The organism is Vibrio sp. DNB22_10_4, from assembly GCF_052879755.1.
In genome coordinates this window covers 146,580-163,401 of sequence record NZ_JBNNXW010000007.1, presented here as the reverse complement: position 1 = coordinate 163,401, position 16,822 = coordinate 146,580, and the positions used below count along the sequence as shown (strand labels likewise).

Sequence of the window (16,822 nt, the reverse complement as noted above, 5' to 3'; positions counted from 1 at the left end):
TATGCTGGCCTTTTTTCTATCTATAACTCAGCCTAGGCAAAAGCACATCATTGACGGGCGACACCCATAAATCACGCGCAACTTGTTAACCTTCTCTCCTTTTACACAGCAACCGACTGTAAAGTAACTAGATTATTTGTTTGTTTTTTCGAGACATACACAACAAATTTCTGAAAACTTGACCTTTCTTGCCATAAGCTATACGTTGTGAAGTTCGTGAAAATAAAATAAATGCAATTTGTTAATAACTAACAGTTAAAAATTTGACTCACATAACAATAAAAAGTCATTAAAAAGCATTAATTTACTGTCAGGATGACAGCAAGCTCAAAGGGAGAAAGGCAATGGCTCTTTACGATCCAAGTCTTGTAAAAGACAACTGTGGATTTGGCCTGATTGCGCATATGCAAGGTCAACCCAGTCACAAACTGGTTCGCACCGCAATCTCAGCACTGGACCGCATGACTCACCGTGGCGGCATCAACTCAGATGGAAAAACCGGCGATGGTTGTGGCTTATTACTTCAAAAACCCGATTCATATTTCCGCTTAATTGCAGAAGAAAACCAATGGAACTTGGCTAAGCAGTATGCCGTCGGTATGATGTTTCTCTCCAAAGATCCGGTCAAAGCCCAATCTGCAAAAGACATCATCCACCAAGAACTGTCTAAAGAAACGCTGACCATTTCTGGCTGGCGTGACGTGCCAACCAACGAAGACGTACTCGGCCCAATCGCGTTAAGTTCGCTACCCAATATTGTTCAGGTCTTTATCTCGGCACCGGCAGGTTGGCGGGAGCAAGATGTTGAACGACGTCTATACATCGCTAAGCGCCGCATTGAAAAACGCATTACGGAAGATCAAGACTTCTATATTTGTAGTTTATCGACTCAAGTGATCGTCTACAAAGGTCTATGCATGCCGGCCGATCTTCCGCGATTCTACCTCGATCTTGCCGATCTTCGTATGGAATCGTCGATCTGTTTGTTCCACCAGCGTTTCTCTACCAATACTCAGCCCCGCTGGCCATTGGCACAGCCTTTCCGCTACTTAGCGCACAATGGTGAGATCAACACCATTGAAGGCAACCGCCAATGGGCAAAGGCTCGCGCCTACAAATTTGCGTCACCACTCTTACCGGATCTACAAACTGCCGCTCCTTTCGTGAATGAAACGGGCTCAGACTCTTCGAGCCTAGATAACATGCTCGACCTATTCTTATCTGGTGGTATGGATATCTTCCGAGCTATGCGAATGCTGGTTCCGCCAGCATGGCAAAATCACCCAGATATGGACGCAGATCTGCGCGCCTTCTATGACTTCAACTCAAAACACATGGAGCCTTGGGATGGCCCTGCTGGTATCGTCCTTTCCGACGGTCGCTATGCGGCCTGTAACCTTGACCGCAATGGCTTACGCCCAGCACGTTACGTGATTACCAAAGACAACCTCATCACGCTGGCATCTGAAGTCGGTATATGGGATTACGCTCCAGATGAAGTAGCAGAGAAAGGGCGTGTCGGCCCAGGCGAACTGCTGGTTGTCGATACTCAAGAGGGCGAGCTGTGGCATTCAGATGACATCGATAGCGACCTCAAGAGCCGTCACCCATACCGCGAGTGGATGGAAAACAACGTCCACAAGTTAACGCCATTTAGTGCTCTCGAAGATGACCAAGTTGGCGAGCGCAGCTTTGATGAAACGGTGCTGAAGACCTATCAAAAACAGTTCGCTATGACCAACGAAGAGACCGATCAGGTTCTTCGCGTGCTTGGCGATATGGGTCAAGAAGCGGTTGGCTCCATGGGCGATGATACTCCAATGGCAGTGCTCTCCTCTAAAGAGCGCTTGGTGACTGACTACTTCCGTCAGAAGTTTGCTCAGGTCACCAACCCACCTATCGACCCACTGCGCGAAAAACACGTGATGTCGCTTGCAACCAGTGTCGGTCAAGAGATGAATGTGTTCTGTGAAACCGATGGCCACGCCTACCGTGTGACGTTCGATTCACCTGTACTGCTTTACTCTGATATGCAGCAACTCCTTGAGCTGAGCGACAAGCATTATCGCAACACGATCCTCGATATCAACTACGATCCAAATGAGAAAGATCTCAAACAAGCCCTACTCGATCTCTGCGATCACGCCGAGACCGTCGTTAAAGAAGGGACGGTTCTGGTGGTGCTTTCCGATCGTGCCCTCGTTAAAGGCAAGTTGCCTATTCCAGCAGCTATGGCGGTTGGCGCGGTACAAACTCGATTGATTGACGCGAACCTTCGCTGCGATGCCAACATTATTGTTGAAACTGCAACCGCTCGTGACCCACATCAGTTTGCGGTTCTGCTTGGATTTGGCGCGACTGCTGTCTACCCTTACCTCGCTTATGAAGCGCTAGGAAAACTTGTTGATGATGGTGCCATTGATAAGAGCTACCGCGATGTGATGCAAAACTATCAGTATGGCATCAACAAGGGTCTGTATAAGATCATGTCAAAGATGGGCATCTCGACCATCGCCTCTTACCGCTGCTCACAGCTGTTTGAGGCGGTTGGTCTGCATCGTGATGTGGTCGACCTATGCTTTACTGGCGTAACGACACGTATTCAAGGTGCAAGCTTTGAAGACTTCCAACAAGACTTGTTCAACCTATCTCGCAAGGCATGGGCAAAACGCAAACCCGTAGAACATGGCGGCCTGCTTAAATACGTCCACGATGGCGAATATCACGCCTACAACCCTGATGTCGTTGGTACGCTGCAACAAGCGGTGAAATCGGGCGAAGCCTCCGACTACAAGTCGTATGCCAAGCAAGTGAATGACCGTCCTGTCGCGATGCTACGTGACCTAATGCAGTTGAAAAAGGCGGACAACGCGCTGCCACTTGAGCAAATTGAACCTAACACGGAGCTGTTCAAACGCTTTGACTCAGCGGCAATGTCCATTGGCGCATTGAGCCCAGAAGCGCACGAAGCGCTTGCCATGGCAATGAACAAGCTTGGGGGCTATTCCAACTCTGGTGAGGGCGGCGAAGATCCCCGCCGCTTTGGAACTAACCGTAACTCTCGCATTAAGCAGATTGCCTCCGGCCGTTTTGGCGTGACGCCACACTACCTCACCAATGCCGACGTGCTGCAAATCAAAGTTGCGCAAGGGGCGAAACCCGGCGAAGGTGGCCAGCTGCCAGGACATAAAGTCACAGCGGAAATTGCTAAGCTTCGTCACTCAGTACAAGGGGTCACGCTTATTTCCCCACCTCCGCATCACGATATCTACTCTATTGAGGATTTAGCCCAGCTTATCTTCGATTTGAAGCAGGTTAATCCCGACGCGCTGGTATCGGTAAAACTGGTTTCCGAGCCGGGTGTCGGCACGATTGCCACAGGTGTTGCCAAGGCCTATGCCGATCTCATCACCATCTCAGGCTATGATGGTGGCACAGCAGCAAGTCCACTGACATCAGTGAAATACGCGGGTTGTCCTTGGGAACTCGGCCTTGCTGAAACGCAACAAGCTCTCGTGGCCAATAACCTGCGCCATAAGATCCGATTGCAAGTAGATGGGGGTTTAAAAACCGGCTTAGACGTTGTTAAAGCGGCCATCCTTGGTGCTGAAAGTTTCGGTTTCGGCACTGCACCTATGGTCGCGATGGGCTGTAAATTCTTACGAATCTGTCACCTGAACAACTGCGCGACGGGCGTTGCCACGCAAGATGAAACGCTGCGTAAAGAGTACTTCAAAGGTCTACCTGAAATGGTAGTCAACTACTTCACGGGACTTGCCGATGAAGTACGCGAACTGCTCGCTGAACTCGGAGTAGAAAAGCTCACTGACTTAATTGGTCGTACCGATTTATTAGAAGCTGTCGAAGGGATGACCGCGAAGCAATCCAAGCTCGATCTGTCGAACATTCTCGAAGCGCCAGTGTCTCCGCAATCTCATCCACTGTATTGGACTGAGCCAAATCAACCTTTTGATAAAGCAGAGCTTAACCAGAAGATTGTTGAACAAACCAAATCGGCCGTTGAAAACAGATCCGGAGGCAGTTTCTACTTTGATGTCAGAAACACCGATCGCTCTGTTGGTGCGAGACTTTCTGGCAGTGTGGCTAAGCGCTATGGTAACCAAGGCATGGCGACCAGCCCAATCAAACTCTATCTCGATGGTACTGCTGGCCAATCCCTCGGCGTTTGGAACGCTGGTGGGGTGGAAATCTACCTAACGGGTGATGCCAATGACTATGTCGGTAAAGGTATGGCGGGCGGTAAGCTCGTTATCAAACCACACGTCGGTACTACTTTCACTTGTAACGATGCCACTATCGTCGGTAACACCTGTTTGTACGGCGCAACAGGCGGAAAATTGTATGCAGCAGGTACCGCTGGCGAGCGCTTTGGGGTGCGTAACTCAGGCACTATTGCTGTGATTGAGGGCGCCGGTGACAACGCTTGTGAATACATGACTGGCGGTATTGTCGCCATCCTTGGCGCTACGGGGGTTAACTTTGGCGCAGGAATGACCGGCGGCTTTGCTTATGTGATGGACAGTAACGACGACTTTGAAGGTCGCGTCAACACGGAATCAGTAGAAGCGATTTCGCTGTCTGATTTGTATATCCATCAAGAGCATCTGCGCGGCCTTATTGCTGAGCACCTAGAAGAGACAGGCTCAGTGCACGCCGAACACATTCTGGCGAACTTCGATGAATGGATTCCGAAGTTCTATCTCGTCAAGCCAAAAGCTGCGGATCTTCGCACCTTGCTTGGTCACCAAAGCCGAAGCGCTGCAGAGCTGCGCGTTCAAGCACAGTAATTGGAAGGAGCCAGAATAATGAGCCAGAACGTATACCAATTTATTGATGTGAATCGCGTCGACCCTGCTAAAAAGCCGATTAAGATTCGCAAAATCGAATTCGTGGAAATCTACGAACCCTTCACTAAACAGCAAGCGACGGCTCAAGCCGATCGCTGCCTTGACTGCGGTAACCCATACTGTGAATGGAAATGCCCTGTTCATAACTACATCCCGCAATGGCTAAAGCTCGCCAATGAGGGACGTATCATCGAAGCGGCTGAACTTTCGCACCAAACCAACAGCCTGCCCGAAGTCTGTGGTCGCGTATGTCCGCAAGATCGTCTCTGCGAAGGGTCATGTACCCTGAACGATGACTTTGGTGCCGTCACTATCGGAAACATCGAAAAATACATCACCGACAAAGCCTTCGAGATGGGTTGGAAACCGGACATGTCTCATGTGGAGTGGACGGATAAAAAGGTCGCCATTATCGGTGCTGGACCCGCTGGTCTTGCGGCGGCTGATATTTTAGTGCGTAATGGGGTCAAGCCGGTTGTATTTGATCGCTATCCAGAGATTGGTGGCCTACTCACCTTTGGCATCCCATCATTCAAGCTAGAAAAAGATGTCATGCTCAACCGCCGCCGCATCTTCACTGAGATGGGTGTTGAGTTCCGCCTCAATACCGAAGTCGGCAAAGACGTTGAGATGGCAAGCTTAGTTGAAGATTACGATGCGGTGTTCCTTGGCGTCGGAACTTACAAAAATATGCGAGCAGGTTTAGAGAACGAAGATGCTCCTGGTGTTTTTGATGCCCTGCCGTTTTTGGTTTCCAATACCTATAAGGTAATGGATCTAGGTGAAGAGCAGCCGTTTATTGATATGAAAGGTAAAAAAGTCGTCGTCCTTGGCGGTGGTGATACAGCCATGGACTGTGTGCGCACCTCAATTCGCCAAACGGCGAGCAGCGTTATTTGTGCCTACCGCCGTGATGAAGCCAACATGCCAGGCTCTCGCCGAGAGGTGAAAAACGCTCGCGAGGAAGGCGTTAACTTTATGTTTAACCTTCAGCCGCTTGGTATCGAAGTGGACGCCAACGGCAACGCTTGCGGCGTGAAAGTGGTGAAAACAGCCTTAGGTGATCCAGATGAAGCGGGTCGCCGCCGACCTGAACCTGTGGAAGGCAGTGAGCATGTGCTGGAAGCAGACGCTGTCATCATGGCATTTGGCTTCCAGCCGCATCAAATGTCGTGGTTGGAACCTTATGGCGTAGAACTTGACCAATGGGGTCGCATCAAAGCGCCAGTATCTCAAGAGTTTATGTATCAAACCACTAATAAGAAGATCTTTGCCGGTGGTGACGCCGTGCGAGGCTCAGATTTAGTCGTTACGGCCATTGATGAAGGACGCAAAGCCGCAGAAGGCATACTAGACTTCCTAGAAGTATAGGGTTGCCAGTACACGAACCAAGACTAAGCCCAGCACTACTGCTGGGTTTTTTTAAAGCGCTACATTTTGCAAGGGAACGTTATGACAATAACAAAGCTAATTACCCTCTCTTCTGTCATTTTGCTTACCGCTTGCGGTGCAGGCTATAAGACCACCACAGATCGAACTGAGGAGCCTTGCGGCGATAGTCCGCGCTGCGTCTCCACCCAAGATAGCCGTGAAGAATTTAAACTCGCGCCATTTAAGCTCGCCCCGGATACCAACATCAATCAGATTGAAACCGTAGCGCTTAGTTTCGATAACGCCGAGGTAGCTGCATTCGAAGGCAACTATCTACGCGTGGAATACACCTCAAGTGTGTTTCGGTATGTAGATGATATGGAGGTTAAAATCCAAGACGGTGAGCTACTAGTGCGCTCCGAAGCACGAATTGGCTACTACGATTTCGACGTAAACAGAAAACGAGTTGAAGCGTTTCGCGCTAAGCTCATCGAAACTGGATTAGTCATCGCAAATCCCTAATCGCTCCATCTCGCAAAGGTTGGGAAGCGCGGCGACTGTTGCTATACTGCACGCCAAAATACGTTTTCCAACTTGAGAGACTCTCTATGAAAATCGGCGTAATTGGCGCAATGGAACAAGAAGTGTCCATCCTAAAAGCAGCACTGACGAACCTTGAAGAAACCAAGAAAGGCGGTTGTACCTTCTTTACTGGTCAACTTGACGGTGCAGACATCGTGTTGCTTCAATCAGGTATCGGTAAAGTCGCGGCAGCAGTGGGTACCACGATCCTTCTTAGCGATTACCAGCCAGACGTTGTGATTAACACGGGCTCTGCAGGTGGCTTTGAGTCTTCTCTAAACCTAGGTGATGTGGTTATCTCGACCGAAGTTCGTCACCACGACGCTGACGTAACAGCATTTGGCTACGAGATTGGTCAAATGGCAGGTCAACCAGCAGCGTTTGCAGCGGATCAAAAACTGATGGACGTCGCTGAGCAAGCGCTGGCTCAAATGGAAGACAAGCACGCAGTACGCGGCCTTATCTGTACAGGTGACGAATTCGTATGTCGCCCAGAGCGTCAAGCGGTTATCCGTGCTAACTTCCCTGGCGTTATTGCCGTTGAGATGGAAGCGTCTGCGATTGCGCAAACCTGTCATCAGTTCAACACGCCATTCGTAGTGGTTCGTGCTATTTCTGATGTAGCCGATAAAGAATCACCAATGAGCTTTGAAGAGTTCCTACCCCTAGCAGCGCAAAGCTCGTCGGAGATGGTAGTAAAAATGGTTGAGCTGCTTAAGTAAGCGCGCCTTGTTGTAAACAACATCACGTACAAGGACGACGTAAATGAGCTCTTTTATTGAGAGTTTATATGCCAATGGTGCACTCCTAACGCTTTGGGGTGCACTTTTGTTTCATCTACTTATCCCCATTCCACCCTCGGCACATCCAGTCAGGTTCTGGCAATTATTGCTAAGTCATATAGCGAGCAAGGTTAACTCGCCAAGCGCATTACCTCAACAGCAGCAGCTATCGGGAATACTGGCGTTAATGCTACTACTCGTTCCAACCTTGGCCGTGCTAGTCGCACTTCAGACCTTGGTTTGGAAAGCAGAATTCTATCAGCTCGCCCTACTACTGCTCGCCGTTGAGTGGCGAGGCAATGAGCTATTCACACGACGCTTCATAGACGCCTTGGCAAAAGAAGATAAGCTAGGCGCTCGCCATTTACTCGCATCCAAAGTCAATCGAGAAACGGACGCGCTGTCGTTACTTGGACTTGGTAAGGCTGGAGCGGAAAGCGTTATTGTGGGCTATGCGAGAAACGTCATCGGCGTTTTGTTTTGGTATGGTCTAGCGGGCGGCATAGGCGCACTAATGTATCGTCTTTGTGCAGAGCTCGCTCGCAGCTGGAGTCCAAACAAGCTAGGTTATGCGACCTTTGGTAAACCCGCGGCTTGGCTATTTATGATGATTGACTTTGTGCCGCAAAAACTGTTTTCAATGATGGTTTTACTCGGCCTGCCTACACACGCTATCAAACAAACCCTATCACAAGCGAAAGCTTGGCCAAATGCAGCGACTAACTGGCTCATCTGCGGCTATGCCAACCGCTTTGAACTGGCGTTAGGTGGCCCTGCTATTTATGGCACTGACAAACTACAGCGTGCTCGAGTAGGTGGGAAAATCGCACCCGCGGCCATTCATATCGCTCAAATTCAAAAACACATCGCATGGCGGATCTATGTGTGGTTAATGCTACAAAGCGCTGTGATGTTCATCATCTACCAAGGATTGTAATCAATGAAGAAAACCCTGTTAGGCGTTTTAGCTCTGCTAGCCAGTGGCGTAGCCATTGCCGATACCCAGCGTATTATCAGCCTCGCCCCACACACGACAGAGCTGGCTTATGCCGCTGGTCTTGGCGACAAGCTGATTGCTGTCAGTGAATACAGCGACTACCCAAAGCAAGCAGAAAACCTTGAACGCGTTGCTAACTATCAGGGCATTAAGTTAGAGCGAATTGTTGCTTTAGAGCCTGATCTAATCTTGGCATGGCCAACCGGAAACCCTGCCCGAGAGCTTGAAAAACTAGAGCGCCTCGGCTTCAACCTCTATTACTCCAAAGCCAAATCTCTAGAAGGCATTGCCAACAACCTTGAAGCGCTAAGTCAATATGCTGACGATCCTGATATCGGCATCAATGCTGCAAAGCAGTTTCGTGCCAAGCTTGCTGAGTTAAAACAGAAGTACGACACCGAGGATAAGGTGCGTTATTTCTACCAGCTGAGTGAAAAGCCTATCATTACCCTGTCCGATGGTAACTGGCCAAGTGAAGTGTTTGAGTTTTGTGGTGGAGAAAACATCTTCGCAAGTAGCAAAGCGCCCTATCCTCAAGTAAGCCCAGAGCAAGTTATCGTTCGCCAACCTGAGGCTATATTCACTTCTGAGCATGCCATCGCTAACGGCAATATGTGGCAAAAATGGCAGCAAGAACTGCCCGCGGTACAAAACGACCATGTATGGGCTTTAACCTCAGATTGGCTCAATCGCCCAACCCCAAGAACCTTGCTGGCTGTCACTCAAGTGTGTGAGCACCTAGACTGGGTACGAGCACAGAAGAAATGAGACATCGATCACATTCAGGTAAGATTCGCTATCCGCAAACGTTAAATCCCGTAAAATTGGCGCACTTTCCTATTACTTTTCTTCAGTGAGAATATAGCTGTGGATTCCATGCTCTATTTGGTCGACCTTTTTGGTACGGCAGTGTTTGCAATATCGGGAGTGATACTTGCAGGAAGACTTAGGATGGATCCTTTTGGTGTTATGGTGCTAGGCAGTGTAACCGCTATCGGTGGTGGTACTATTCGTGATATGGCGCTTGGTGCAACACCTGTTTTTTGGATAACGGATACAACCTATATCTGGGTAATCATAGTGACCTGTATTGCCACTATGATGCTGGTCAGGCATCCAAGACGACTGCCTTGGTATGTATTGCCTGTCAGTGATGCGATTGGCCTTGCGGTATTTGTCGGCATCGGCGTTGAAAAAGCACTGTTCTTTCAAGATTCGTACTTGATTGCAGTGATCATGGGGGTATTAACCGGCTGCGGTGGTGGTATTATTCGTGACGTTCTTGCCCGTGAAGTTCCTATGGTATTGAGGCGCGAGGTGTATGCTACCGCCTGTATTATTGGTGGTGCCTTCCATGTCGGAGCTCTGATGATGGGCGCGTCAACTGGCAGCGCCTTTCTATGCTGCGTAGTGGCCACTCTGGTGATCCGCCTTGGCGCAATTCGTTGGCACCTTTCTTTGCCAACCTTCGCACTCGACAAGTAGCTTCAAATAACTGACAGGAGATACCGAATTCTCCTGTCAGCCTCTTCATTTTTCTCTGTCGCTTTAGTATGTTGGTTAAAAGCCACTCACTTTTGTATTCAGACAGGGAAACGTCTATGGATATCTGCTTCAATAATGTCTCACTAAACCACCCACTGTCGCTGTCTGTACCTGAATGGATCATTCGCTCAGGCGAACACTGGGCAGTATTTGAAACCCATGGCAATGTTGGCAGCCTACTTGGCGATCTACTATGTGGGGAACTGAAAGCCGATGAAGGCCAGCTCCAGCAACCTCACTCTGGCATTGCTCAAGTCTCGCTTGCCGAACAGCAGCGACTGTTAGAATTAGAACAAGCTAATGACGACAGTGAGTTTTTAGATCGAATTGATTTTGGACGCACCGTTGAGCAATTGGTCTCGGAGTTTTCTGATAATCGGGATGTGGTTGAGCAGCTTATCCAAGAGCTAGATTTACTTCATCTTAGAGAACGCGGCTTTAGACAACTCTCAACCGGAGAAACCCGCCGCGTGATGTTAGCTCGAGCACTCGCTAGTGCGCCAAAAGTATTGGTGCTCGATGAGCCTTTTGTTGGCCTAGATACCCTGCACCGTAAAATGCTGGCAGACTACCTGAAAGACCTATCCCTACACGTTCAATTGATCATCATTACCTCTCGAGAAGATGAAGTCCCAAGTTGGATGTCACATGTAGCAATGTTTGAAAAAGGGGCACTCAAGGAGCAGCTCAGCTATTCCGAATGGCGCGAGCACCCAGTCATTTCTCAGCTCTTAGCGCAATCTTCACAGCAAAGTGAACAGTGGCTCGAACTTATCCGTAAACATCAGCATACGGCAAAGTTTGCGGATCCCTTGGTCAACATCACTGACGGTAAGGTGGAGTACGTTGAACAAAAGATCTTCTCCGGGGTCAATTGGCAAATCAACAATGGCGAACACTGGCAAGTTCGCGGTCCCAATGGCTGCGGCAAAAGTACTTTGCTCGGGATGATTTTTGGTGACCACCCACAATGTTATAGCAACGATATCGAGATTTATGGCATCAAACGCGGCAGCGGCGAGACAGTTTGGGACATCAAGCAGCACACTGGAATGGTGTCTTCCTCTTTGCACCTGCAATACCGAGTTAACTGCAATGCCCGTGACGTTTTACTGTCTGGATTCTTTGATTCCATCGGACTTTATGACAAACCAAGCAAAAAGCAAATCAACGCCGCTGATGAATGGTTAACTCTGCTGCACATGTCGCACCTGAAAGATTGCGCATTCAAGTCTTTAGAATACAGTCAGCAGCGTCTGCTCCTTATCGCACGTGCCATTATCAAACAGCCGACGATACTGATTTTGGATGAACCTTATCAAGGCCTTGATTTCTTAGGGCGCAAATTGGTTATGAATGCATTAGAGCTTATCGCTAAGGAAAACCTAAGCCAGTTGCTGTACGTCTCGCATTATGTCGAAGATGAGCTAGACAGTATTCACTATTTTGTGGATTTTGTTGAAGCAGGTAATGAGAAGGGCTACCGCGTAGTCATCACCACACCGGAGCTAAAAAGCCAAACGCCTGCTAACAACACCAATCAAAAGGAAATCTCGTGTCAGGAAAAATAGCCATCGTCTACTTTACTAAAAATGGCACAACGCGACAGTTAGCGCAGAGAATTGTATGCTAATCTAAGCCTATTGATTCCATTTTTTCATCGTAATCGACATGCTTTTAGAAGGTATTGAAACACTGCTGGTGCTTGCTCAAGAGAAAACCATGGGACGTACCGGTAGTCGTCTCTATATCAGCCAATCTGCGGTCAGTAAACGCATCGCCAATCTAGAAAAGAAACTCGGTAAAACCTTAGTTGAGCCAGAAGGAAGGCAGATACGTCTGACTCCAGAGGCAGAGGCGCTCATTGCTCGTGTTGGCCCAAGTTTGAATGAGCTGCGCGGCTTAATTGCTGAAGAGCAGCAGGTCGAAACACACTCAATATTAAGACTCGATTGCTCAGAAACCTTAGTTGCAGGCTACTTGAGTGACGTAATGCCGCAGCTACTTGCCAAAGACAGCTATCTCACCGTCACCACCAACCACACGCCCCGTATCATCGAGCATGTCAAATCTGGTGAGGCGGCGGTAGGTCTGTGCGCCGGTCATTTAAACTCGCGGCTTGGATTAGTAACGACGCATCTTTTTGATGAGCCATTTAAGGTGGTAAGCAAACAGCCTTTAACCGAGCCACCTACGAGTCTTATCACCAACGACCTTAACAACCCGGCAAATACATACCAGGCTGGATTGCTGCAGCAAGCAGGAATAACGCCAAGCATGCAGATGGACTCGTACACTGCTGCAGCTCAGCTCGCTATCCGAGGGGTGGCACCTGCACTCGTACCGCTATCAATCATCAAAACCTTGCACATAAGTGAGTCACTGTGTTTTGACTTTGATTTTTTGACCACCCTAACGCGCCCAGTTCATGTGATATACCGGCCAAGTGCACTCAAGCAATCACGCCTTAAAACAGTGATTGAAACCATTGAGGATTTTGTTCCCAAAGTAGCTTTAATGCCATCACCATTGACATAACAACCACCAGCGGACGAATAAACTTCTTTCCCTTAGACACAACAACTTTAGCTCCCATGCGCGCACCTAGGAAGCCACCCGCCGCCATTACTAAACCAATTTCCCATACTGGTAGACCGGCAATGATAAAGAAAATCAACGCAGCCAGGTTCGAGGTAAAGTTGAGTACCTTAGTACGCGCAGTCGCATGAACAATCGAGAGCTGAGCGATAGCAACAAAACAGATAGTAAAAATAGAGCCAGTACCCGGCCCAAAGAAACCATCGTAAAAGCCCACACCAGTACCAACTGAAAAAGCAAACAGGGTTTCCGACATCTTAGGTTTGCCACCACCTTCGCCTGCCTGTGGTGCTAATAAGAAATAGAGTGAGATACCCAATAGCAAAACCGGAATAAGGCTCGTCAACACGCCCGCATCTATATGCTGTACAAGCTCAGCACCCACAGCCGAGCCAACAAAGGTACAGGCAATCGCCAAGCGCATATCTTTGAGATCAACAATGCCGTTACGAACAAAATACCAAGTAGCCGAAAAACTGCCAAACGAGCTCTGCAGCTTATTGGTCGCCAGTGCCTGAGTGGGCGGCACACCCGCAGAGAGCAGCGCTGGCAACGTCAACAAACCACCACCACCCGCCATGGCATCAATAAAACCAGCTAAACCAGCTACAAAAAACAATAAAACAAGAATGTCGTAAGTTACGTCCATGTCAGGCGCTCAATAATGTAATTTTGCTAAATTGTAACGACTTACATCGCAAGGACTAGCGAAACCATCGCTACAAACCTATTCCAAATAGGAATCATTGGATTTGAAATAAAAAAAGCCCGCTCAAATGAGCGGGCAATGTGGTTGTCTAGGAGGTGATAGCTCACCTCTCTATTCTGTTGTGCTACGCGATTATGCGTTTTTGATCTGCTCGTGCAGTTCTTGTACTGACGTTACTGCTACTTTCGCATCAGCAGTGTGAGCCATACACGTTGCAAACGCTGCATTTAGCGTTGTTGTGTAGTTCACTTTCTCAGCAAGAGCACCGCGACGTAGAACTTTTGAGTCTTCAATCGATTGACGACCTGCTGTCGTGTTCACGATGTAGGTGTACTCGTTGTTCTTGATGCGGTCTAGGATGTGTGGACGACCTTCGTGCACCTTGTTAACAAGACGAGGGTTGATGCCAGCTTCACCTAGGATAACTGCTGTACCGTGTGTTGCATCCAGTTGGTAACCAAGCTTAGTCAGCTTAGATGCTAGGTCAACAACGCGCTGCTTATCGCCTTCACGAACAGACAATAGTGCGCGGCCGCCTTCTGGGTAAACATTGCCGCAACCGAGTTCTGCTTTCGCGTAAGCTTCTGCGAACGTTGCGCCAACACCCATAACCTCACCAGTAGAGCGCATTTCTGGGCCTAGTAGTGGGTCAACACCTGGGAACTTGTTGAACGGCAGCACTACTTCTTTAACAGAGTAGTATGGTGGGATGATCTCTTTCGTAAAGCCTTGAGACTCTAGAGATTGACCCGCCATAACACGCGCCGCAATTTTCGCAAGTGGTGCACCTGTTGCTTTAGAAACAAACGGCACTGTACGAGCTGCACGTGGGTTTACTTCGATTAGGTAAACTTTGTTGTTCTTAACCGCAAACTGAGTGTTCATTAGACCGCGTACACCCAACTCGAACGCTAGCTTTTCAACTTGCTCACGCATCACATCTTGGATTTCCGCGCTTAGCGTGTAAGCCGGTAGCGAACATGCTGAGTCACCTGAGTGAACGCCTGCTTGCTCAATGTGCTCCATGATGCCGCCGATAACCACTCGCTCACCGTCACAGATTGCATCAACGTCGACTTCAACTGCATCATCAAGGAAGCTATCTAGAAGTACTGGTGATTCGTTAGACACGCTCACTGCTTCGTTGAAGTAGCGACGTAGATCTTGCTCGTCGTATACAATTTCCATCGCACGACCACCTAGTACGTATGAAGGACGTACTACCAGTGGGAAGCCGATTTCACGTGACTTATCAACCGCTTGCTCAAGCGTTGTTACTGTCGCGTTTTCTGGCTGAAGTAGGCCTAGACGGTCTACAGCAACTTGGAAGCGTTCACGGTCTTCTGCACGGTCGATAGCGTCTGGGCTAGTACCAATAATTGGCACACCCGCAGCTTCTAGAGCGCGTGCTAGTTTCAGTGGCGTTTGACCACCGTACTGAACGATAACACCCTTTGGCTTTTCAACGCGTACGATTGACAGTACATCTTCAAGCGTTACAGGTTCGAAGTACAGACGGTCTGACGTGTCGTAGTCCGTTGATACTGTCTCTGGGTTACAGTTAACCATGATGGTTTCGTAACCATCTTCACGCAGTGCAAGAGACGCGTGTACACAACAGTAGTCAAATTCGATACCTTGACCGATACGGTTAGGACCACCGCCCAGAACCATGATCTTGTCTTTGTCGGTTGGCTGTGCTTCACACTCTTCATCGTAAGATGAGTACATGTAAGCCGTGTCTGATGAGAATTCTGCCGCACACGTATCGACGCGCTTGTAAACAGGATGAATCTCGTACTGGTCACGTAGACGGCGGATTTCGCTTTCAGATACACCTAGTAGAGTCGATAGGCGAGCATCCGCGAAGCCTTTGCGCTTCATCTTACGAAGTACGTCTTCAGTAAGACCTGCAAAACCACCGGCCTTAACTTCGTTCTCCAGTTTCACAATCTCTTCGATTTGAACTAGGAACCAACGGTCAATTTGCGTTAGGTTGAATACACCGTCCACAGACAAACCGGCACGGAATGCGTCTGCGATGTACCAGATACGCTCCGCACCCGCTTCTTTCAGCTCGTGACGGATTTTAGATAGTGCGTCTGGAGAGTCTAGGTCAACCATCTCGTCAAAGCCGTTCGCGCCAACTTCTAGGCCACGAAGTGCTTTTTGTAGAGATTCTTGTTGGTTACGACCAATCGCCATTACCTCACCAACTGACTTCATCTGAGTCGTTAGACGGTCGTTAGCGCCCGCAAACTTCTCGAAGTTGAAGCGAGGGATCTTAGTCACAACGTAGTCGATAGTTGGTTCGAATGATGCTGGTGTTGCACCGCCCGTGATGTCGTTCATTAGCTCGTCTAGAGTAAAGCCAACTGCTAGCTTCGCAGCAATCTTCGCGATTGGGAAACCTGTTGCTTTAGACGCTAGCGCAGAAGAGCGAGATACACGTGGGTTCATCTCGATGATAACCATACGGCCATCTTTCGGGTTGATACCAAACTGAACGTTTGAACCACCTGTTTCTACACCGATTTCACGCAGTACCGCTAGAGAAGCGTTACGCATCAACTGGTATTCTTTGTCCGTCAGCGTTTGCGCTGGCGCCACAGTGATTGAGTCACCAGTGTGGATGCCCATTGGGTCAAAGTTTTCAATCGCACAAACGATGATACAGTTGTCCGCTTTGTCACGAACCACTTCCATCTCGTACTCTTTCCAGCCGATTAGCGACTCATCGATAAGAAGCTCGTTGGTTGGAGAAAGGTCTAGACCGCGGCGACAAATCTCTTCGAACTCTTCTTTGTTATACGCGATACCACCACCGGTACCACCCATAGTGAAAGAAGGGCGAATGATACAAGGGAAGCCAACCATATCAAGAACGCCATAAGCTTCTTCCATAGTCTTAGCCGTGTCAGCACGTGGACACTCTAGGCCAATTGACTTCATTGCTTTATCGAAGCGAGAACGGTCTTCTGCTTTATCGATAGCGTCAGCCGTTGCACCGATCATCTCTACGCCAAACTCAGCAAGTACGCCGTGTTTTTCTAAGTCTAGAGCACAGTTAAGTGCAGTCTGACCACCCATCGTAGGGAGTACTGCATCTGGACGCTCTTTCTCGATAATCTTACGAACCACTTCCCACTGGATAGGCTCGATGTAAGTTGCATCTGCCATGTCTGGGTCAGTCATGATAGTTGCAGGGTTCGAGTTCACAAGAATAACTCGGTAACCTTCTTCGCGCAGTGCTTTACACGCTTGAGCGCCTGAGTAGTCAAACTCACAAGCCTGACCGATAACGATTGGGCCAGCACCAAGAATTAGAATACTTTTTAAGTCAGTACGTTTTGGCATTCTCAACTACTCC

At 48.9% G+C, this 16,822-nt stretch carries 11 protein-coding genes; 9 read left to right on the top strand and 2 right to left on the bottom strand.

The features are described 5' to 3' along the window. Positions 1-344 precede the first annotated feature (344 nt). The 9 genes from gltB to ACVA6Q_RS16705 all read left to right on the top strand — a co-directional run bounded on the left by gltB (position 345) and on the right by ACVA6Q_RS16705 (position 12,683). Complete coding sequence (gene gltB / locus ACVA6Q_RS16745) at positions 345-4,808, top strand: glutamate synthase large subunit (RefSeq protein WP_446648229.1); 4,464 nt, start codon at positions 345-347, stop codon at positions 4,806-4,808. Positions 4,809-4,826: 18 nt separating this feature from the next. Further along, entirely contained in the window at positions 4,827-6,239 is a 1,413-nt protein-coding gene (locus ACVA6Q_RS16740) for an FAD-dependent oxidoreductase (RefSeq protein WP_446648228.1), read from the top strand. Positions 6,240-6,320: 81 nt separating this feature from the next. Continuing rightward, positions 6,321-6,761, top strand: a complete 441-nt coding sequence (locus tag ACVA6Q_RS16735; RefSeq protein WP_446648227.1) for a DUF1499 domain-containing protein — start codon at positions 6,321-6,323, stop codon at positions 6,759-6,761. Between the two features lie 86 nt (positions 6,762-6,847). Further along, entirely contained in the window at positions 6,848-7,543 is a 696-nt protein-coding gene (gene mtnN / locus ACVA6Q_RS16730; protein WP_353497871.1) for a 5'-methylthioadenosine/S-adenosylhomocysteine nucleosidase, read from the top strand. A gap of 43 nt (positions 7,544-7,586) precedes the next feature. After that, positions 7,587-8,540, top strand: a complete 954-nt coding sequence (locus ACVA6Q_RS16725) for a cobalamin biosynthesis family protein (protein ID WP_446648226.1) — start codon at positions 7,587-7,589, stop codon at positions 8,538-8,540. 3 nt (positions 8,541-8,543) lie between these two features. Next, on the top strand, positions 8,544-9,368 hold the full coding sequence (gene btuF, locus ACVA6Q_RS16720) for a vitamin B12 ABC transporter substrate-binding protein BtuF (protein ID WP_446648225.1): 825 nt from the start codon (positions 8,544-8,546) through the stop codon (positions 9,366-9,368). Positions 9,369-9,467: 99 nt separating this feature from the next. Beyond that, positions 9,468-10,085 carry a TRIC cation channel family protein gene (locus ACVA6Q_RS16715; protein ID WP_446648224.1) on the top strand — a complete coding sequence of 206 codons (618 nt, stop codon included), beginning with the start codon at positions 9,468-9,470 and terminating at the stop codon, positions 10,083-10,085. Positions 10,086-10,201: 116 nt separating this feature from the next. Continuing rightward, positions 10,202-11,716, top strand: a complete 1,515-nt coding sequence (locus ACVA6Q_RS16710; RefSeq protein ID WP_446648223.1) for an ATP-binding cassette domain-containing protein — start codon at positions 10,202-10,204, stop codon at positions 11,714-11,716. 100 nt (positions 11,717-11,816) lie between these two features. After that, positions 11,817-12,683, top strand: a complete 867-nt coding sequence (locus ACVA6Q_RS16705) for a LysR family transcriptional regulator (protein WP_446648222.1) — start codon at positions 11,817-11,819, stop codon at positions 12,681-12,683. Here ACVA6Q_RS16705 and ACVA6Q_RS16700 read toward each other — a convergent pair. Together ACVA6Q_RS16700 and carB are read right to left on the bottom strand one after the other, a co-directional pair. After that, complete coding sequence (locus tag ACVA6Q_RS16700; protein ID WP_446648221.1) at positions 12,613-13,392, bottom strand: TSUP family transporter; 780 nt, start codon at positions 13,390-13,392, stop codon at positions 12,613-12,615. The genes ACVA6Q_RS16705 and ACVA6Q_RS16700 overlap by 71 nt on opposite strands. Positions 13,393-13,584: 192 nt before the next feature. After that, complete coding sequence (carB, locus tag ACVA6Q_RS16695) at positions 13,585-16,809, bottom strand: carbamoyl-phosphate synthase large subunit (protein WP_446648220.1); 3,225 nt, start codon at positions 16,807-16,809, stop codon at positions 13,585-13,587. Positions 16,810-16,822 lie beyond the last annotated feature (13 nt).

Coding starts and splice junctions, on each gene's coding strand:
- carB (WP_446648220.1), bottom strand. CDS start 16,809: ATGCCAAAACGTACTGACTTAAAAAGTATTCTAATTCTTGGTGCTGGC.
- btuF (WP_446648225.1), top strand. CDS start 8,544: ATGAAGAAAACCCTGTTAGGCGTTTTAGCTCTGCTAGCCAGTGGCGTA.
- gltB (WP_446648229.1), top strand. CDS start 345: ATGGCTCTTTACGATCCAAGTCTTGTAAAAGACAACTGTGGATTTGGC.
- ACVA6Q_RS16710 (WP_446648223.1), top strand. CDS start 10,202: ATGGATATCTGCTTCAATAATGTCTCACTAAACCACCCACTGTCGCTG.
- ACVA6Q_RS16740 (WP_446648228.1), top strand. CDS start 4,827: ATGAGCCAGAACGTATACCAATTTATTGATGTGAATCGCGTCGACCCT.
- mtnN (WP_353497871.1), top strand. CDS start 6,848: ATGAAAATCGGCGTAATTGGCGCAATGGAACAAGAAGTGTCCATCCTA.
- ACVA6Q_RS16700 (WP_446648221.1), bottom strand. CDS start 13,392: ATGGACGTAACTTACGACATTCTTGTTTTATTGTTTTTTGTAGCTGGT.
- ACVA6Q_RS16705 (WP_446648222.1), top strand. CDS start 11,817: ATGCTTTTAGAAGGTATTGAAACACTGCTGGTGCTTGCTCAAGAGAAA.
- ACVA6Q_RS16735 (WP_446648227.1), top strand. CDS start 6,321: ATGACAATAACAAAGCTAATTACCCTCTCTTCTGTCATTTTGCTTACC.
- ACVA6Q_RS16725 (WP_446648226.1), top strand. CDS start 7,587: ATGAGCTCTTTTATTGAGAGTTTATATGCCAATGGTGCACTCCTAACG.